19 protein-coding genes and 1 tRNA gene are annotated in these 18471 nt (G+C 68.5%); 10 read left to right on the forward strand and 10 right to left on the reverse strand.

All coding sequences use genetic code 11. From position 1 onward, the window contains the following. Positions 1-313: 313 nt before the first annotated feature. A complete protein-coding gene (locus tag ITP53_RS43195) occupies positions 314-1468 on the reverse strand; it encodes an FAD-dependent monooxygenase (RefSeq protein WP_195901270.1) in 1155 nt (384 codons plus the stop codon). A 192-nt stretch (positions 1469-1660) separates the two neighbouring features. Between ITP53_RS43195 and ITP53_RS43200 the strand changes: the two genes are divergently transcribed. Beyond that, entirely contained in the window at positions 1661-2215 is a 555-nt protein-coding gene (locus ITP53_RS43200; RefSeq protein WP_328817638.1) for a TetR/AcrR family transcriptional regulator, read from the forward strand. Between the two features lie 105 nt (positions 2216-2320). On the opposite strand, the gene ITP53_RS43205 is transcribed toward ITP53_RS43200, so the two are convergent. Next, positions 2321-2896 (reverse strand): GNAT family N-acetyltransferase, encoded by a 576-nt coding sequence (locus ITP53_RS43205; protein ID WP_195901271.1) that lies wholly within the window; start codon positions 2894-2896, stop codon positions 2321-2323. Positions 2897-3004: 108 nt separating this feature from the next. On the opposite strand from ITP53_RS43205, the gene ITP53_RS43210 reads away from it, so the two are divergent. The 3 genes from ITP53_RS43210 to ITP53_RS43220 are packed head-to-tail and all read left to right on the forward strand — an operon-like array spanning position 3005 to position 6416. Further along, the gene (locus ITP53_RS43210; RefSeq protein WP_195901272.1) at positions 3005-4207 is read left to right on the forward strand and encodes an acyl-CoA dehydrogenase family protein; all 1203 of its coding nucleotides are present in this window, start codon (positions 3005-3007) and stop codon (positions 4205-4207) included. Then, positions 4204-5367: an acyl-CoA dehydrogenase family protein gene (locus ITP53_RS43215; protein WP_195901273.1), complete on the forward strand. Its 1164-nt coding sequence runs from the start codon at positions 4204-4206 to the stop codon at positions 5365-5367. Before ITP53_RS43210 ends, ITP53_RS43215 begins: the two co-directional genes overlap by 4 nt. Further along, positions 5364-6416, forward strand: a complete 1053-nt coding sequence (locus ITP53_RS43220; protein ID WP_195901274.1) for an acyl-CoA dehydrogenase family protein — start codon at positions 5364-5366, stop codon at positions 6414-6416. Before ITP53_RS43215 ends, ITP53_RS43220 begins: the two co-directional genes overlap by 4 nt. On the opposite strand, the gene ITP53_RS43225 is transcribed toward ITP53_RS43220, so the two are convergent. Next, positions 6378-6968: a TetR/AcrR family transcriptional regulator gene (locus tag ITP53_RS43225; protein ID WP_195901275.1), complete on the reverse strand. Its 591-nt coding sequence runs from the start codon at positions 6966-6968 to the stop codon at positions 6378-6380. The two genes, ITP53_RS43220 and ITP53_RS43225, sit on opposite strands and share 39 nt — an antisense overlap. Before the next feature lie 172 nt (positions 6969-7140). On the opposite strand from ITP53_RS43225, the gene ITP53_RS58485 reads away from it, so the two are divergent. Further along, entirely contained in the window at positions 7141-7902 is a 762-nt protein-coding gene (locus tag ITP53_RS58485) for a nuclease-related domain-containing protein (protein ID WP_195901276.1), read from the forward strand. A 171-nt stretch (positions 7903-8073) separates the two neighbouring features. Here ITP53_RS58485 and ITP53_RS43235 read toward each other — a convergent pair whose 3' ends face one another. After that, entirely contained in the window at positions 8074-8490 is a 417-nt protein-coding gene (locus ITP53_RS43235) for a MarR family winged helix-turn-helix transcriptional regulator (RefSeq protein ID WP_195901277.1), read from the reverse strand. A gap of 109 nt (positions 8491-8599) precedes the next feature. Here ITP53_RS43235 and ITP53_RS43240 point away from each other — a divergent pair, with 109 nt between their 5' ends. After that, a complete protein-coding gene (locus ITP53_RS43240; RefSeq protein ID WP_195901278.1) occupies positions 8600-9514 on the forward strand; it encodes an alpha/beta hydrolase in 915 nt (304 codons plus the stop codon). Here ITP53_RS43240 and ITP53_RS43245 read toward each other — a convergent pair. Together ITP53_RS43245 and ITP53_RS43250 are read right to left on the reverse strand one after the other, a co-directional pair. Beyond that, on the reverse strand, positions 9489-10925 hold the full coding sequence (locus tag ITP53_RS43245; RefSeq protein ID WP_195901279.1) for a hypothetical protein: 1437 nt from the start codon (positions 10923-10925) through the stop codon (positions 9489-9491). The genes ITP53_RS43240 and ITP53_RS43245 overlap by 26 nt on opposite strands. Then, the gene (locus ITP53_RS43250; RefSeq protein WP_236051778.1) at positions 10922-11347 is read right to left on the reverse strand and encodes a hypothetical protein; all 426 of its coding nucleotides are present in this window, start codon (positions 11345-11347) and stop codon (positions 10922-10924) included. The genes ITP53_RS43245 and ITP53_RS43250 overlap by 4 nt, the downstream gene beginning before the upstream one ends. On the opposite strand from ITP53_RS43250, the gene ITP53_RS43255 reads away from it, so the two are divergent. Together ITP53_RS43255 and ITP53_RS43260 are read left to right on the forward strand one after the other, a co-directional pair. After that, positions 11339-11551 carry a sensor histidine kinase gene (locus ITP53_RS43255; RefSeq protein ID WP_207757243.1) on the forward strand — a complete coding sequence of 71 codons (213 nt, stop codon included), beginning with the start codon at positions 11339-11341 and terminating at the stop codon, positions 11549-11551. The genes ITP53_RS43250 and ITP53_RS43255 overlap by 9 nt on opposite strands. After that, positions 11515-12162, forward strand: a complete 648-nt coding sequence (locus ITP53_RS43260; protein WP_195901280.1) for a response regulator — start codon at positions 11515-11517, stop codon at positions 12160-12162. The genes ITP53_RS43255 and ITP53_RS43260 overlap by 37 nt, the downstream gene beginning before the upstream one ends. Positions 12163-12169: 7 nt before the next feature. Here the strand turns inward: ITP53_RS43260 and ITP53_RS43265 are convergent, their stop codons facing one another. Both ITP53_RS43265 and ITP53_RS43270 read right to left on the reverse strand, forming a co-directional pair. After that, a complete protein-coding gene (locus ITP53_RS43265) occupies positions 12170-13531 on the reverse strand; it encodes a vWA domain-containing protein (protein ID WP_195901281.1) in 1362 nt (453 codons plus the stop codon). Then, on the reverse strand, positions 13515-14363 hold the full coding sequence (locus ITP53_RS43270) for an AAA family ATPase (RefSeq protein WP_195901282.1): 849 nt from the start codon (positions 14361-14363) through the stop codon (positions 13515-13517). Before ITP53_RS43270 ends, ITP53_RS43265 begins: the two co-directional genes overlap by 17 nt. Positions 14364-14462: 99 nt before the next feature. On the opposite strand from ITP53_RS43270, the gene ITP53_RS43275 reads away from it, so the two are divergent. Next, positions 14463-14536, forward strand: a tRNA-Lys gene (locus ITP53_RS43275). Positions 14537-14911: 375 nt separating this feature from the next. On the opposite strand, the gene ITP53_RS43280 is transcribed toward ITP53_RS43275, so the two are convergent. After that, positions 14912-17056, reverse strand: coding sequence for an ATP-binding protein (locus ITP53_RS43280; protein ID WP_195901283.1), 2145 nt, complete (start codon positions 17054-17056; stop codon positions 14912-14914). Positions 17057-17181: 125 nt separating this feature from the next. Here ITP53_RS43280 and ITP53_RS43285 point away from each other — a divergent pair, with 125 nt between their 5' ends. Beyond that, complete coding sequence (locus tag ITP53_RS43285) at positions 17182-17592, forward strand: hypothetical protein (protein ID WP_195901284.1); 411 nt, start codon at positions 17182-17184, stop codon at positions 17590-17592. A 473-nt stretch (positions 17593-18065) separates the two neighbouring features. Here ITP53_RS43285 and ITP53_RS43290 read toward each other — a convergent pair whose 3' ends face one another. Beyond that, the gene (locus ITP53_RS43290) at positions 18066-18314 is read right to left on the reverse strand and encodes a hypothetical protein (protein WP_407941387.1); all 249 of its coding nucleotides are present in this window, start codon (positions 18312-18314) and stop codon (positions 18066-18068) included. Positions 18315-18471: the final 157 nt, after the last annotated feature.

Consider the following 18471-nt stretch of genomic DNA (forward strand, 5'->3'; position numbering starts at 1 on the left):
CCCCCACCCCAGAACACCTCTCCTCACCACCTCGGACATGTGGGCCGGACCTCACCCTTGAAGGCCCCCGGGCGCTCGTGGTGGTGACCTTGGGCGCGAGTTGACCGTCACACCGCGCCGGGCGGGCTGGAGCGATGCCCCGGCATCGTGGACCGGTTGCGCGAGCGGTTCGGCGGCCTGACGGACCCGGTGCCCGGCGTCCTGGAGAAGATCACGGACGGACTTCTTCGCCGCCACCGGCGCGCGATTCCCGCCCCGGGCGCCTCGGGCGTGGGGTGGGCCGTCACGCCGCACTGGTGGTGTGGGTTGGGTGTCAGACGCGGGCGGCCGGGTCTTGGCCTGGGGGGCGCCAGCCCAGGACCTGGTCCATTGAGCGCAGCATCAGGTCCGAGCTGAGCTTGGCCGCCGTGGACATCCCGAAGTCGCGCAACCGGACCACCACCGGATTCCTGACCATGGTCAGCCGGCAGATGGTCATGGACTGCCGCACGATCTTCGAGGTGCGCTCCAGCCGGGCGGCGGTGTACGCGGCGAGGTCGTTCTCCTGCCCGCCGGCCAGGTGCGCGAGCACGATCGCGTCCTCGATCGCCTGGCAGGCCCCCTGGCCGAGGTTGGGCGTCATCGCGTGCGCGGCGTCCCCGACCAGCGCGACCTTCCCCCGATGGAAGGCGGGCAGAGCCTGGTCGAAGTAGTACACGTCACCACGGATGATCTTCGCGGGATCGGCCGAGCGCAACAGCGCGGGGATCGGCTCGTGCCAGTCCCCGAACCTCCTCATCAGTTCCACCCGCTCGTCCTCGTGTACGGCGCCGGCGGGCGAGACGTCGGTGGCGTACACGTACACCACGTCGTCGGCCAGCGGATGCACGCCGAACACCTGGCCCCGGCCCCAGCTCTCCATACTCTGGACGGCCAGATCGCCCCGGGGTACGAGCCCGCGCCAGGCCGTGACCCCCGAGTACGCCGGACCCGGGTGGCCGGGAAAGAGAGCGCGCCGGGTCGCCGAGTGGATCCCGTCGGCGGCCACGACGAGGTCCGCCTCGAGATCGCCCTCATCGGTGCGCACCACCCCGCCGGAGGCGTCCACCTCGGACACGGTGGTGTTCAGCCGCAGGTGATCGGGTCCCAGCGCTTCCATGAGCACGTCCATCAACGTGGCCCGCAGCAGGACGACCACCGAGTCGCCGTAACGGGCCACCGCGTCGTCGCCGCTGGTGTGCACGAGCCACCGCCCATTCGCCGCCCGGATCCCCACCTGCCCCTGCAACCTGGACAGTGCGCGAATCCGGTCGCCGAGGCCCAGCGTGTCGAGCGCCTTCAACGCGTTGGCCGCGACGGCCAGCCCCGAACCCACCGGATCGATCTTGGGCGCCCGCTCCAGCACGGTCACGTCCCACCCTTTGCGGCGAAGCGCCACACCGGTGGTGAGCCCACCCACACCCCCACCGATCACCACAGCCCTGCCCATCTCCAAGCCCCTCCCTCGGCACTACGCCTGTAGTATTCACTTTACTACACCCGTAGTTCGCCCCCCATTCCACCCCCGGCCCAGGTCCGTCCCCGGTCGGCAGCGCCCGGTGGGGTCGTTGGATTCTCTTGGGAAATCCGGCCGTGGGCTTGGCGAAATGCCGTTCGTACTACCTCTGTAGTATTCGGTGTCGTGAAGCGCTCAGAGACCGTCGCGGACGCGGCCATCACGCTCCTGGCCGAGCGGGGTATGCGGGGTCTCACTCACCGGGCCGTCGACGAGGCGGCGGGGCTGCCGCCCGGGTCCACGTCCAACCTGGCCCGGACCCGTGCCGCGCTGCTGGAGCTTGCTCTGTCGCGGCTCACGGAGCTGGAGATGCGGGCTCTGGCGCCGGCGTACCAGAGCGACGAGGTGGACCTGTCCGGCCTCCCCGGCCGCATGGCGGAGGCGCTGTACATCCAGCTCCAGGACCGCCGTCGCACACTGGCCCGTTACGAGCTGGCCCTGGAGGCGACCCGGCGGCCGGAACTGCGCGAGATCTATGACGCGGCCGGTCGCCGGTTCCGTGATCCCGCCGTCGCCCTGCTGACCGCGATGGGCTCCCGGGAACCGGTACGGCACGCGCGCCAGTTGGTGGCGTTCGGGGAAGGGCTCATGTTCGACGCGATCGCCGGGGCCGGCGCCACGCCCACCCTGGACGAGCTCAACGAGGCCATGCGCGACCTGCTGGCCGGCATGCTGCGTTAGGCGATCAAGCGAAGCCAGATCAAGGCAGCGCAGGTCATCAAGGCGAGGATGGCGACTCCGGCGACGCGAACGCTCCCGGCGTTCTGGCCACTGCTCTTCGAGACCCTAGCGACGCAAGCGCGCCCGGTGTTCCGGCCACTCCTCTTCGAGGATGCCGAAACAGACCGTGTCGCGCCAGGTGCCGTCGGGCCTCCTGCGGTGGCGGCGCAGCGTGCCCTCGTGCAGGCCGCCGATGCGCTTGATCGCGTTCTGCGACCTGACGTTGAGCACGTCGGTCTTGAGCATCACGCGGTTGTAGCCCAGCTCGAAGGCGTGGTCGACGAGCAGCAGCTTGCAGTCGGTGTTCACGGCCGTGCGCCAGGCCGCCCGCCCGTACCAGGTCCAGCCGATCTCGACGCTCTCGTCGAACCCGGGCACGTCGCAGTACGTCGTCCAGCCCACGGCCCGCCCGCTCTCCACGACCACCACCGCGAACGGGACGTGCCTGTCGTCGTCGATCAGCCCCCTGGCCACCTTCGCCAGGTCGTTCTCCGAGCTCGGCGGGGGTATCGGCATCCAGCGCCAGACCTCCTCGTCCCCGCCCCCGGCGGCGAACAGGTCGGGAATGTGGTCCATGGTGAGCGGCTCGAGCCGGACGACGTCGTTCTCGAGCACCACAGGCGCAGGCAGCTTCGCGGTCATGTACGCCACCATAAGAGCCGGCCGAAGCCCTGATCATGGCCACCTGTCCATTTTTGCGGGGAGCCACCCTGTCGACACTCATACCGGCCGGTCGGTAGGCTCACCAGCATGGACTTCGCCTTCGACACGGTCACCGAGGACCTGCGCGAGCGACTGCTGCGCTTCATGGACGAATGCGTCTACCCCGCCGAGCCCGCCTTCGAAGAACAGGCGGCGACCAGCGGCTGGAGCCCCCCGCCGCTGATGGCCGACCTGAAGGACGAGGCCAGGAAGCGCGGCCTGTGGAACCTGTTCCTCCCTGGGGAGCACGGTTCCGGGCTGACCAACCTCCAGTACGCGCCGCTGGCGGAGATCATGGGCCGCAGCCCCACCATCGCGCCGGTCGCCACCAACTGCGCCGCGCCCGACACCGGCAACATGGAAGTGCTGTCCATGTTCGGCAGCGAGTGGCAGCGTAAGGAGTGGTTGCGGCCGCTGCTCGACGGTGAGATCCGTTCCGCGTTCGCGATGACCGAGCCCGACGTGGCCTCCTCCGACGCCACGAACATCGCCACCACCATCACCCGGGACGGCGACGAGTACGTCATCAACGGCCGCAAGTGGTTCATCTCCGGCGCGATGAACCCCAACTGCAAGATCTTCATCGTCATGGGCCAGACCAACCCCGACGCGCCCAAGCACCGCAGGCAGAGCATGATCCTGGTGCCCCGCGACACGCCGGGCCTGCAGATCAAGCGCGGCATGCACGTGTTCGGCTACACCGACGCCGACCACGGCGGCCACGCGGAGATCGTGTTCGAGGACGTACGCGTGCCGGCGGAGCACCTCATCGGCGAGGAGGGCGGCGGCTTCGCCATCGCCCAGGCCAGGCTCGGCCCCGGCCGCATCCACCACTGCATGCGCCTGATCGGCATGGCCGAGCGTGCCGTCGAGCTAATGTGCCGGCGGGCGCTGACCAGGACCGCCTTCGGCAAGCCCATCGCCCAGCAGGGCGTGATCCAGGACTGGATCGCGGAGTCCCGCATCAAGATCGAGCAGCTGCGCCTGCTCGTGCTCAAGACCGCCTGGCTCATGGACACGGTGGGCAACCAGGGCGCCCACACCGAGATCCAGGCCATCAAGATCTCCACCCCTATCACGGTGGAGTGGATCCTCGACAAGGCCGTCCAGGTGCACGGCGCGGGCGGCGTCTCCCAGGACTTCCCGCTGGCCGGCCTGTGGGCGGGAGCCCGCGCGCTCCGCCTGGCGGACGGCCCGGACGAGGTGCACAAGCGGTCATTGGCCTATCGAGAGCTCAAGAGGTTCATGTGAACGAGGCGGAGATCAAGGAGCGGGTCGCGGCGTTCCTCGGGGAGCATGATCCGGGCGGGGACCGGCTCGCGTTCCTGCGGGCGAGGTTCGACGCCGGGCTCGCCTGGGTGTGGTTCCCCGAGGGGCTCGGCGGGCTGGGCGCCTCCAGGGACTTACAGCAGGTCGTGGAGCGGGAGCTGGCGGACACGCCGCAGATCAACGGCGGCGTCCAGGGCATCGGCCTGGGGATGGCGGCGCCGACGATCCTGGCGTTCGGGACGGAGGAGCAGAAACGGCGGTTCCTGCGGCCGTTGTGGACGGGGGAGGAGATCTGGTGCCAGCTCTTCAGCGAGCCGGGTGCGGGATCCGACCTGGCGACGCTGGGGACCCGCGCGCTCCGGGACGGGGACGAATGGGTGGTGGACGGTCAGAAGGTGTGGACGTCCGGCGCCCATCACTCCCGGTGGGCCATCCTCGTGACGCGTACCGACCCGGAGGTGCCGAAGCACCGCGGCATGACGTACTTCATCTGCGACATGAAGGCGCCCGGCGTCGAGGTGCGGCCGCTGCGGCAGATCACCGGTGAGGCCGAGTTCAACGAGGTGTTCCTGACCGGCGTGCGGCTGCCTGACGACCTGCGGCTCGGTGCGGTCGGCGACGGGTGGCGGGTCGCGCGGACCACGCTGATGAACGAGCGCGTCGCCATCGGCGGCGCCCCCGTACGCCGCGGCGGCGGCATGGTGGCGGCCGTGCTCGAAGCGTGGCGGGAGCGGCCCGAACTGCGCACCCACGAGCTGCACCAGCGGTTGCTGTCGTTGTGGGTGGAAGCCGAGGTCACCCGCCTGTCGGGGGCGCGGCTGCGCGAGCAGCTCGTCGCCGGCCAGCCGGGGCCGGAGGGCTCCGGCATGAAGCTGTCGTTCGCCAAGCTCAACCAGGCGCTGTCCGGGTTCGATGTCGAGTTCAGGCGCGATCTCGGGTACGACGACTGGACGTTCCGCCGCTCGGAGAACGTCGACTTCTACGGCCGCGGCCCCGGCTACCGCTACCTGCGGGCCAAGGGCAACTCGATCGAGGGCGGCACGTCCGAGATCCTTCGCAACATCATCTCCGAGCGGGTGCTCGGCCTGCCCTCCGAACCCCGCGTCGACAAGGACGTGCCCTGGAAGGACCTGCCCCGATGACGCTCTTGTACTCGGAGGTCGAGGAGGAGCTGCGCGCGGCGGTGCGCGGGCTGCTCGCCGACCGGTGCCCGCCCGCCGCCGTGCTCGAGCGCGTCGAGTCGGAGCCGTACGACCTGGATCTGTGGAAGACGCTGGCCGGTGAGATCGGGGTGGCCGGGCTGCTCGTCCCCGAGGAGCTCGGCGGCGCCGGGGCCTCGGCCAGCGAGGCGGCCGTCGTGCTGGAGGAGCTGGGCCGGGGCGTGGCGCCGGTGCCGTTCCTCACCAGCTCGGTGCTGGCCACCCAGGCGCTGCTGCCCACGCGGGACGCCCTGCTCGGGGAGCTGGCCGAGGGGCGGAGGACGGCCGCGCTGGCGGTGTCCTTCGTGGCCTCGCCGTACCAGCCGTCACGGGGCGCGTCCGTGTGGCTGGACGGCGGGCGGGTGTGCGGGACCGTCACCGGCGTGGCCGGGGCCGACGTGGCCGACGTGCTGCTGGTACCGGTCGGCGGCGAGCTGTACGAGGTCGAAGGCGCCGCCGTCGCGGTGGTGCCCTCGTTCGACCTGACCAGGCCGGTCGCCACGGTCACCTTCGAGCGCGCGACGGCCCGCCGGGTGGGGGCGTGCGACCTGGCCGGGGTGCTCAGGTTCGCGGCCGGGTTGCTGGCGTCCGAGCAACTCGGCGTGGCCGAGTGGTGCCTCGACACGACGCTGGCCTACGTCAAGGAACGCCACCAGTTCGCCCGCCCGATCGGCTCCTTCCAGGCGATCAAGCACCGGCTGGCCGACCTGTGGCTGGACGTGGTCAGGGCCAGGGCCGCGGCCCGCGGAGCCGCCTCCGACACCTCGGCCGTCTCCGTGGCGGTCGCCCAGTCGTGGAACGCCGCCGTGGCCGTGCACGCCGCCGAGGAGGCTCTGCAGCTGCACGGCGGGATCGGGATGACGTGGGAGCATCCCGTACATCTCTATCTCAAGCGGGCGAAGGCCACCGAGATGGCGCTCGGCACGCCCGGCGATCATCGGGAGGCGCTGGCCTCACTCGTCGACGTGCCCGCCCCCGAGGGAGGTCAGTAGCAGGTCGGCGAAGTGCCGCCCCACCTGGGCGCCGGTCAGCGGGCCTTCCGCGTGGAACCACGTGCCCAGGTGGTGCACCGAGCCGAAGAAGAAGTCCACGACCAGCTCCGCGGGGACCTGGTCGCTGAAGATGCCCGTGCGCTGCCCTTCGGCCACGAGGTCGCGGAAGCGCTCGTGGTAGCGGCGGCGCTCGGCGCGCACGGTCTTGCGCGTCTCGGGGGCGAGCAGGTGCATCGACCTGAAGAAGATCTTGGAGTCGTCGAGGTTCGCGGTCGTGGTCTCCACGACGTCGGCCGCCGCCCGGTGGAGGCGCCGCTTCAGCGTGCCGGGGCCGTCGGCGATCCGCGCCAGCCGGTCCATCTGCATGCGGAGCACCCTGGCGTAGATTTCGTGCAGCAGATCGTCCTTGGAGTCGAAATAGTGGTACATGGCGCCCTTGGTGACGCCTGCCGACACTACGATCTCCTGTACGGACGTGCTCTCGAAGCCGCGTTCGGCGAACAGGCGGGTCGCCTCCGAGAGTAGTCGCTGTCTGACCGGTTCTTCCTTCACATGTCCCCCTTGGTCACCTGCCTTAGCATACCGACTGGTCGGTTGATGGTCTTGCGGGTACTAATTACGTCACCTTAGGCTCGCCTTGGTTGGGTGGTGGGTATCACCTGACCGGCGAGGGATCTTCGGCGTGGCAGATCCTTAAGGTTTCTACTCTTTCGGGGAGTTTGCCGTGCCCGGTGGCTCTATCTACGTGCAGCAGGACGAGAAGTACACAGGGTCGTCCCCGCAGTGGTGGTACGAGAAGTTCTGGCGCGAAGGCGCACAGAACCGGCGTAGGTCGAGGGTCGTCAAGGCCGCCGTGGGTTTCGTGCTCGGATACGCGGTCGCGCTCAGGTTCGACCTCGCCGGGCTCGTCCTCGGACTGCTGTTCGCGGGGATCGTCGCGGGCGCCGACTGGTGGATCGACTGGCGCTCGTTCCAGAAGACGGCCGTCTGGCGTGGACGGCGGCACGGTGAGACGATCACCGGGAAGCACCTGCGCAGGTCGCTCGGCCGCCACGGCTACAGCGTCCTCGACGGCCGCGCCATCCGCGGCCAGGCCTCCATCGACCATTTGGTGATCGGCCCCGCCGGCGTGTGGCTCATCGACAACGAGTCCTGGAGTCCCGACACCGAGCTCGCCTGCTACGCCGGGCGGCTCTTCTTCGGCGAGAAGTACGGCACGAAGGTCGCCAAGCCGCTCGTGGAGGCGGCCGAGGCGTTCGCCGAGTTGCTCTCGCGCGAGACCAGGATCCCGGTGACCATCACACCCATGCTGGCCGTGCACTGTGGGATGCTGCCTCGCGGCGGCCTGCTGCAGGCCGAGGGCCTGACGCTGCTCAAGCCTCGGCTGGTGGCCAAGCAGATCAAGGCGGTCGAGGGCGCCGTGCTCAACGACGAGCAGATCGAGCTGCTCACCCGCACCGCCGCCAGGGAACTCCAGCGCGCCTGACCCGAGCCGCTCGTCCGGGCCGGCCACTCAGTTATTCACTCAGCGTCCGGCCCGTGCGCTGGGGCTGCCGCCACACGTCACGGCCGCTGCTCCACAGCTCAGAGTCGTACAATCTCGCACTAGTACAGTCGTTCTAGAACGGACTGGAACCATCTGCGGGTGTGCGCCGAGCTACTGCGCAGGCTCGAGCAATGCCAGGAGGATCCGCTGCAGCTCGGTGCGATCGCGAGGCGCAATCCTCGCCAGCCTGCGGTCGAACTCCGTCGCGAGCGCTGAGAGCGCACGGTCCCGCGCCGCCTCGCCCTCGGCGGTCAGTACGAGCCGATGCCGCCGCAGGTCCGCGTCGTCGATCTCGCGTCGCATGAACCCCTTTGCGACGAGGTTGCGCACGTAGACCGTCACGCTCGCCTTGGGGATCATCAGCGTCGCCGCAAGCTCGGCCGGGTACGGCGACGCGGTCACCTCGGCGAGCACGAAGAACTCCTTCGTCTCGAGCCCGAGTTCGGCCAGTTCGGTGCTGCAGGCGTCCAGCACGACGGTCAGCAGGCGATGGTTCAGCGTCCACAGCTGTGCGGCGTCGACCGACACGCGGGCCTCCTCGTTAATGTGGTACAGTCCTGAACTAGTTCGAAAATGTACTAATGTACATCTCGGACTGGCCGGCCATCGAATGACCTTACGCGAAAGGGGCACTCAGATGCTTCGGCACATCACGATCCCGCGCGGGCCGATCGAGCTCGCGGCCGACCTGCACCTGCCCGACGACATCGACCAAGCGGTGCCGCTGCGCGCCGTGGTGCTCTCCACGCCTGGCAGCAGCGTGAAGGGACAGATCGGCGCGAACTACGCATCCCGTCTCGCCGCCCGGGGCATCGCGGCGCTCGTGTTCGACCCCGCCCATCAGGGTCAGAGCGGCGGTGAGCCCCGCGACCTCGAAGATCCGTACCGCCGCGGTGAGGACATCTCCTACGCGATCGACGCGCTCAGCACGATCTCCGGCATCAACCCGGAGCGCATCGGTGTCCTCGGCATCTGCGCCGGCGGAGGCTATGCGGTGCACACCGCCCGCACGGACCACCGCATCAAGGCGGTCGGCACAGTCGTCCCGGGCAACATGGGCACGTCGTTCCGCAGCTTCCAGCCAGACGGCCCGGCGGGCGCGCTCGACACCATGGCCGACGCGCGCATCGAGGAAACCCGCACCGGTGAGCTGACCCGTGTGAACTGGCTGCCCGACACCTTGGAAGATGCCGCCGCAGCCGGGCTGACCGATATCGACACGACCCAGGCGATCACGTTCTACCGCACCGAGCGGGGCAGGAACGAGCACTCGACGAACCGCCGCCTCTCGCGTGGCGACTCGCTGCTCCTGGGCTACGACGCGTACCACCTGGTCGATCAGCTCATGACCCAGCCGCTGCAAGTCATCCTCGCCGGACGCATTGGCAACACCGGCTCCTACGAGTCCGGCATGCAGCTCTGGAAACTCGCACCCAACCCGGTCGATCTCATGGTGATCGAGGGCGCCGGGCACTACGAGATGTACGACGAGCCCGAGTACGTCGACGCCGCCGTCGATCGGCTCGTCACCTTCTACTCGGACCACCTGTAAGTGCCGAGCGCGGTGTACGTGCGTAGGAGTTGGCGAGGAAGCTCAGCCGTTCCTCGCCGAGGGCGGCGCGGACCGCCTCGATGTCCCGTGCGACGGAGGCCGAGTCCATGTGGTCGAAGAACTCCGGGGCGGCGGCGCGGCACCGCTGCGCGTGTTCGCGGTTCGTCCGTCCGAGTGCGGCGTATTCGGCGGGATCGCGCGGCACGGTGATGTACGGGCCGGTGCTGAGGCACTCGTACGGCAGCACGCCGCCGGGCTTGACGGTGTTGCGCGGGGCGAAGCTGACCACGTCGAACCGGTTACGCAGCTTCGCGAACCTCGCGGAGAACTGCTTCAGGTCGTCGATGCCCGACACGTCGGGGCCGCCGGGGATGGAGAAGACCGTGCTGATCCGGCCGCGCCGGAGGCGGGGAGCAGGCCGACCGGGATGATGATCTTCCGTCCCGTGGGCCGCTTCCAGTCCAGGGGTACCTGGACGGAGGCGCAGCGCATGTCCCGGGGAGCGTCCTTGTCGGCGCACGGCCGCCAGGCCAGGGAGGACGGGCCGGTGTCCGCCGCGCCGGCGGCGGCGGGTCCCGCCACCAGGGCCGCCAGGAGCGTCACGCCGACGACCACGACCTTCCCCCTGCGTCCCTTCAGCGCGGTCACCGCCGCGCCCGCCGTCAGCGCGACGGCGACGTACGCGATGAGCAGCGCGGCCGCCACCGGCGGGGACAGCAGGCCGCCCACCCCGGCGATCTGACGCGGCAGGTTCTCGAACATGTACGACCCGGCCTGCGCCCGCAGCGGCGACGGCAGTGCCTGGGCGACGACCGGGAGCACCAGGAAGATCAGGACGAGCGCGACCAGGCTCGCCGGGGGTGGAGCGGATCGCCGCGCCCACGCCCAGCCCGATCAGGGCCGCCGCCGTCATGGACAGGCCGGCGACGACGACCGAGGCGAGCACTCCGGGATCGGAGAGCGGGGTGCCCAGGGTCTGCCCGTCGACCAGCAACTGGCCGGCGCGGTCGCCGAGGACGGCCTGCGCGGCCAGGTGCATCGCGAACGCGAGGACCTGACCGGCGACCAGGGTGACGACAGCCAGTCCCGGGACCTTGGCGAACAGGAACAGCTGCCGCCGCGGCACCGCCACCAGGCTCGTACGGATCATGCCGGTGGTGTACTCGGAGGTGATCGTGAGCGCGCCCAGCGTGCCGAGCACGAAGTAGGCGATCGGCAGCCCGGTGCCCAGCCCGTCCCCGTTGCCGGTGAAGAGCAGCCGCTCCTCGAACGTCTGCTGGTCGAACCCCCGGCCCATCATGTACGCCACCCCGGCGCACGCCAGCACGGCGAGGACGGAGACGGCCAGGAGGTAGGCGTTCGAGCGGAGTGAGCGGAGCTTGTGCCATTCGGAGGCGATGACGTCCATCATCGGGCCACCGCCTCGGCGGCGGCGCGGGCGCCGTACTCGACGCTCTCCTCGGTGAGCTCCATGAACGCCTCCTCCAGCGAGGCGCTGCGCGGCGTCAGCTCGCGCAGCGCGATCCCCGCCCGCAGGGCAAGATCGCCGATCCCGGCCGCGTCCATACCCCGCACGGACAGGCCGCCGGTCGCCGCGTCTCGCACGGACAGGCCTGCGGTCCCTGCTCCGTCCGCGTCCGGCGGCGGTGGGTCCGCGTCCGCGATGATCACTGTCGCGCCGTGGGCGCGCAGGAGGTCCGCCAGCCGGTCCGGGTGGGCCGCGCGTACCAGCACGTCGCGCTGGAAGCGTGCGGCGAGCGCGTCCGTCGGGGTGTCGGCGATCAGCCGGCCGCGTCCGATGCCGACGACGTGGTCGGCGGTGAGGTGCGGCACGTCGCCGGCGCGCTTCGCCTGACCGTGGGCGACGACGGACGCGGCGGCGTCCGCCGCGACGCGGGCACCGGCGTGCGCGGCATCGAGGAGCGCCTGTCCGCCTTCGACGGCTCTCTCACCGTGAGCAGCCCGCCGGGCGGCCCGACCGAACTGACGATGGAGATTCCGTGCGCGTTGTCATCGCCGAAGACCTCGCACTCCTGAGGGACGGGCTGGTCCGGCTGCTGTCGGCGAACGGCTGCACCGTCGTGGAGGCGGTGGACAACGGCCCCATGCTGCTGGAGGCGCTGGTCCGGCACAGCCCTGACGTGTCCGTGGTCGACGTGCGGCTGCCGCCCGGCTTCACCGACGAGGGGCTGCGCGCCGCGCTGGAGGCGCGCAGACGGATCCCCGGGCTGCCTGTGCTGATCCTGTCGCAGTACGTGGAGCAGCTCTACGCCAGGGAGCTGCTGTCCGACCGCTCCGGCGGGGTGGGTTACCTGCTGAAGGACCGGGTGGGCGACGTCGACAGGTTCGTCGACGCCGTACGCCAGGTCGCCGGCGGCGGCACCGCGATGGACCCGGAGGTGGTCTCGCAGCTGCTGACCCGCCGGCGCAGGGACGAACCGCTGGCCGCGCTGACGCCGCGGGAGCGGGAGGTGCTCGAGCTGATGGCGGAGGGCCTGTCCAACCTGGCCATCGCAGCCCGCTTCCAGGTCACCGACAAAGCCATCGGCAAGCACACGAACAACATCTTCGCCAAGCTCGGCCTCCCGCCGTCCGACGACCACAACCGGCGGGTCATGGCGGTCCTGGCCTACCTGCAGGCGGTGTAGCCGGCGCTCAGGCGAGCGTCTCGATGAACGCGGTGAGCTGGGCGACGTTGCGGCACTCGTGCATGGGCACGACCGTGCCGTAGTCGCTAGCGACGGAGTCTCCCGTGTCCCACTGCTGCCTCGGCTCCGGGTTGAGCCAGTAGGCGTGGCGGGCCTTGGAGACGAGGGACCTGAGCACGTCCAGGGCGGGCGGCTGGTAGTTGGAGCGGGCGTCGCCGAGGATCAGCAGCGAGGTCTTGGGGCCGATGGCGTCGGCGTACCGCTCGGTGAAGCGTTCCAGCGCGTTGCCGTAGTTGGTACGGCCGAAGCGGACCATGTCGGCCTCCTGGGCCAGCTTGGTCATGGCCTCGACGACGTCGGCGCCGGGGACGAAGAACCTGGTGATCTCGTCCACCGTGTCCACGAACCCGAACGCGCGCACCTTGGTGAACTGCTCTCTGAGCGCGTACGTGAGCAGCAGCGTGAAGTGCGCGAACGACGAGACCGAGTCGCTGGTGTCGCAGAGGATGACCAGCTCGGGCTTGTGCGGGCGCGGCGGCTTGAAATGGGTGGTGAGCGGGACGCCGCCGCTCTGCAGCGAGGCCCGCATCGTCCGGCGGAAGTCGAGGCGGCCGCGCCGGCCCTTCCTGTGCTTGATCGTCAGCCGTGCGGCCAGGCGTCTGGCCAGCGGGTAGACCTCCCTGCGGAGCCTGGCCAGATCCGCCTTGGTGACGCGGAGGAAGTCGATCTGGTCGAGCGGGGGGCGTACGGTCGAGCGGGCGATGCGCTCGATGCCGGAGTCCTCGGCGATGCGGCGGCGGACGTCGGTGGCGACCGCCTCCTCGAAGCGCCTGATGCTGGAGTTGACGCGTTGCCTGGCGGTCTTCTCGGCCAGGCTGCCGCGTTCCTGGCCGGCCAGCACGTTGAGCAGGATGCGGGCCATCAGGGTCTCGGGGGACAGGGCGCGCAGGACGCTGTAGGAGAACCAGTTCTGGCGGCCTGGGCCGGCCTGCTGGCGGCCGAAGCGGGCCACCATCGCCTGGGCGAACTCGCGCATCTCCTGGTCGGTGCCGTCGGTGAGGAGCTCCGCGAGGCGGTCGCGGAGCTCGTTGACGGTCGCCTGCCCGGGATCCACCCTCCGGTCCTGGCGCGGGGCGCGCAGTCCGGTCGTCGCCGCCGGGAACCACAGGTCGAACAGCACGTCGAATCCCGGCCGGTACGCCGGCTTCTTGACCAGCGTCGCCGCGTACGCCGCCCGCAGCGACTCCCGGTCGGCCAGCTCGATCACCCGCAGCGCGCGGGCCGCGTCCAGGCCCTCGGCCAGGGAGACGGGAACCCCGGCCTCCCGCAACGCGTGGACGAACCCGACATGCCTATCGATCAGCGACATCCGGCAGCCCCAGCTCCTTGATCGCCCGGGTCTGGTCGGAGGCGTGCTTGAGCACCACGCCCAGCGTGCCCGCCACCGTTGCCTCGTCGAGCTCCTCCCGCCCGAGCGCGAGCAGCGTGTTGGCCCAGTCGACGGTCTCGGCCACCGACGGCGCCTTCTTCAGCTCCAGCCCGCGCAGCGTCGCCACCGTCCTCGCGAGCTGCTCGGCCAGGTCGGCCCTGATGGTCGGCACCTGCGCGAGCACGATGTCCCGCTCGCGCTCCGGCGTCGGGTATTCGATGTGCAGGTAGAGGCAGCGCCGCTTGAGCGCCTCCGACAGCTCGCGGGTCGCGTTGGAGGTAAGCACGACGTACGGGCGGCGCACGGCGGCGATCGTGCCCAGCTCGGGGATCGTCACCTGGAAGTCGGACAGCAGCTCCAGCAGCAGCCCTTCGACCTCGACATCCGCCTTGTCCGTCTCGTCGATGAGCAGCACGGTCGCCGACTCGGACCTGATCGCCTTGAGCAGGGGCCGCTCCAGCAGGAACTCCTCGCTGAAGATGTCGTCGTCCGCGCTGGTGGCCTGGATCCTGAGCAACTGCTTCTTGTAGTTCCACTCGTACAGCGCCCTGGCCTCGTCGAGCCCTTCGTAGCACTGCAGCCTGATCAGATCGGCGCTCGTGGCCAGCGCCACGGCCTTGGCGAGCTGCGTCTTGCCCACTCCGGCGGGGCCTTCGACGAGCAGCGGCTTGCCCAGCGCGGCGGCCAGGAACACCGAGGTGGAAATGGCGTCGTCGGAGAGATAGTCCACGGCGGCGAGCCGCTCCGTCACGTCGGCGGGCGAGTCGAACATCAATGCTCCTGTCTGCAGGCCGAACTTTATTCTAGCGGCACTTGCCGGGCTGATACCGATTCGACCGGGATGAGGATCACCGGTATATTCCTCTTGCAGGCGCCGCTAGCTCAGTTGGTCAGAGCAGCTGACTCTTAATCAGCGGGTCCGGGGTTCGAGTCCCTGGCGGCGCACCGCACGAAACCCCAGTTCAGGGCGCTGAGCTGGGGTTTCTTGGTGCTCGAGGTACTCCGGCCACGTTGAGGTGCTCCCGCGGTTGCTCGCTGGATGCTCTTCGGCACGGTCCCGGCACGTGGCGGGGCGTTCCGGAACCAGGCTCGGGCCCGTTCGTCAGGTCAGACCCGTGAGACGATCAATAGAACGCCAAGCCGGAAGGTGTGGTGGGCATTCCAGGCCGGGATGTGCTTTCCTTCCGACAAAGAGTTGATCAAACTGCCTGAAGCGCATGTTCTTGCCGCTTCGCAGTGGAGGTGTTCCGACCTCCTCTGAGGGACAGATCCAGATCCGCTTCTCACCTATAGAGCCAGAGGCTTGCTGCGCAGAGGCGATCAACGTGCCAGTCTGGCGCGGAGAAGCTCCGCGTCCGGTTGCGCCAACTCATCGAAGATGAACAAGGCCTGCTGCCACGCTTCGTGGGCGGCCACCTGAGCACCCAACGCTGCGTGAGAATCGCCGATTCTGGTCAGGACGTCGGCCTCGTCGTATCGGTTGCCCATGTCCCGCCACAGAGCCAGCGCTGACTCGTAGTGGCCGAGTGCCTGCTCATGCTGCGCGAGCTGAGCGTAGGTGTATCCAAGGCTGTCGAGAGTGTCAGCCTGGCCGTCCTGATCATTGAGCTCGCGGAAGAGTGCCAACGCGGCCTCACATGTGCGCAGCGCGGCTGGGAACTCGCCGAGATGGGCATGGCACCAGCCGAGGTTCTCCAGGGTGTGGGCTTGGCCCGCCCGGTCGTGATGACGCTCGTGCAGACGGATCGCGCGTTCGAGATGCCCTTTGGCCTCTCCGTATCGGTCCTGCTCCTCGTACACGATGGCCAAGGCGATCAAGGCGTTGCCCTCGTACACCTCCGAGCCGATCCGCCGCAGTGCTTCCAGTGCTTGTAGCAATTGCTCCTCGGCCTCGGCGAAGTGCCCGATCCGAGCGTGTGCGTATCCGATGCTGGTACGGATCAGCGCTTCAGCCTCGCGGTCTCCGAGTCGTGAAGTGGCTTGTAGGGCGGCTTCACCTGTGCGCAAGCGATCAAACGCATGACCGCGCCGGTCGAAGTAGACAGCAAGCGTCCAGGCGAGCTGCCAAGCATGCGAGTCAAACCCATTTCGCAGAGCATGATAGATGCTTTCCACCAGCCCTGTGTGCTCCGTCTCCAGCCAGCCAACGGCCTCCCCGTACGTGGAGAACTTCGGCTTGGAAAAGACACCAGCCACCGGAAGGAGTTCAATGCGGGCGCGATTTGGGCTTATCACGCGATCGGCCGCATCCGCTGCCAACAGCAGGTAGTCATGCAGACGCCGCATTGCCTCCTGCCGGGATTGGACCGACTCATCGCGCTCCGCCTGATCCGCCGCGAAGGTACGCAGCAGGTCGTGGACGCGGTAACGGTCGCGAGTCAACTCGCTGACGAGGTTGGCCTCCACGAGCACGTCGAGAAAGCGGCGGGTCACTGGGATGGGAGTGCCGGCGAGCGACGACACTCCGGCGAGACTGATCTCGGGGCCGGGAGCCAGGCCCAGCAGGCGAAATATCCTGGCAGGTTCGGGAGCCAGGTTGCGGTAGGACCAGGAGAAGACGGACGCGATGTTTGTCGTTTCACTGTCATGGAGGTCCAAGGCGTAGAGCCGATCTCTCTCGGAGCGCAGGTCGTCGGTGAGCGATTCCAACGTCCAATTGTAAATCGCCGCCCGTGCCCCGACTATGCTCAACGCGAGCGGCAACATTCCGCAAAGTTCCACAAGTGTGGCCGCTGCGCTTCTTTCATGCTCCACGCGCTCGCTGCTCAGGTAGCAGGCTAATAGCTCAGCGCCCTCCCCTTGCTCCAGCAACTTCATCGCCAAAGGCGTGGCGCCGTCGTTGGCCACCAACGCTCCCAACTTGTTTCGGCTGGTTGCAATAGCCATGCAGGTGGGGGATCCAGGAAGGAGATGACGTATCTGGTCAGTATTCAGCGCGTTATCCAAGACAACCAGAACTTGCCGCCCGTCGAGCAGTGAGCGGTAGAGTGAGATCTGATCAGCTATCTCGAACGGGATATTATTTGGCCTTACTCCCAACGCGGCAATAAATCCCCTCAACACCTGACTCGGGGTGACCGGCGTACCGCTGGGATCGAATCCCCGCAGGTTAACATAGAGCTGACCATGAGGAAATCGGTCGGCGACGCTGTGCGCCCAGTGGAGGGCGAGGGTCGTCTTGCCGATCCCCGCCATACCAGTGATTGTATAGATGGCACTGAGCCCTGGTTTCCGCTCACTCAGGGCTCGGCTCAGGGCAGCGAGCTCGGCTTTCCTCGCAGTAAAGCGGCTTGTAGCAGGTGGTAGCTGTCGCGGCACAACAGGAGCTGAAGCCGCTTCTTGCCAGTGGATCTGCACGTCGCCACTGATCGTCCCTGCCTGGATGGCCGGACCGTGGACCGTGCCCGACAACACGTTGGTCGACTCGTCCTCTGACTCCGCGGAAGGTGAAGTCTGCGCGATCACGGCCTGCCTGGCTCCCTGCCGACGACTTGACGCCTATTCCAGGATTGCATCCTGACTCGTACCATGTCATCAGGCTGAACATATCGGTTCGAGCGGGAACGATTCGCGGAGATAAGAGGGCCAATATGGACGAGACCGTCGTGGCACTTGTGGCGGCGGGCATCACCGGCCTCGTCACCGGGGCAACGGGCGAAGCGGGCAAAGCGGCCTGGATGTCGCTCACGACCATGGTGAAGAAGGCCTTCGGCAAGAAGGATGAACAGCAAACAGCATTGGAGCTGGTCGAAGCCGTCAGGACAGATGGGCGGGACGTCACCGAGTTGTCCGAAGTGCTGGTGGAGCGGGCTGGCTGGGACACGCAGTTCGCCAGCGAGCTGTCCGCCTGGCTCGAGAACATCAAGGCGCTCCCGAAGTCCGACGGGCCCACGAATGTGGTGGCAGGAAGTGCGCAGGTCACGGGGCCCCTGATCCAGGGCCGCGACTTCTCAGGGCCGATCAGCTTCGGCACACCTCCGCCAAGCGGTGGAAAGCCTTAGCGATTCGAATCCTGGCCACGTATGCCCGACATTCCGGGACTGGTGGGTGTCGGCCCGCAGAGCTCGGCCACCACCGGTAAGCCCTGAGCATCTTCTCGACACTGACCCGGTCCGACCGCGCACGCTGTCTCACCAGCCAGTCGTACTGCGACAACGATCACCACCGCAATGGATGACAATCGTAGCCAGCCCCACCTCGAATATCCACAGCCACCCTCCCCGTGAACAGCGTGTAAACGGCTCATTCCCATTACTCGCCATCCGTCTACCCTCGGGATCAGCCCATGCCCGAGCCCATCATTTCCCTGGTGACCGTCCAGGCCGTCATACACCTGACCAAGAGGTGGCGGCGTTGCGATACGGGGCGTCACGCGGAGCCTGCCCATCCGTTCGACGTCCGGCAGCAGCACCTCCCTTCGAGCGTGTGCTGCTGCCGGGCTGGCCTACCCCACTCTGGTTGCCGGGACGGCTGATCAGCTGGTAGGCAGGTGAATCACCGCCCCGTCCGTCTCTCTGGCGGCCGTCTGGCCGCCTGCTCTGGGACGAGTTGTGCCATGTCGAGGTGGCACCGGCGACGATGCGGAGAGCAAAGCGGCGGTGGCTTCGGCTGCCGCGGCGGCTGCTTCGGGGTAGACGCTGGTGTAGGTGTCGCGGGTGAAGGACGAGGATGTGTGTCCGAGGGTCTCCTGAACGATCTTGATGTCGACCCCAGCGGCGAGCATGGCGGTGGCCGCTCCGTGGCGCAGGTCATGCGTGCGCCGTGAGGCGCTGTGAGTTGAGTGGAGGTGAAAGACCTTCACCGCTGACCCTGTCGCAGCAGGGAGGCGGAGCTGAGGGCAGCCTGATCCGGGTGGTGCCGGGGAGGGTGGGAGCAGCCCT

The sequence above is a fragment of the Nonomuraea cypriaca genome (genome assembly GCF_015645445.1).
In the GTDB taxonomy this organism is placed as follows: Bacteria; Actinomycetota; Actinomycetes; order Streptosporangiales; family Streptosporangiaceae; genus Nonomuraea; species Nonomuraea cypriaca.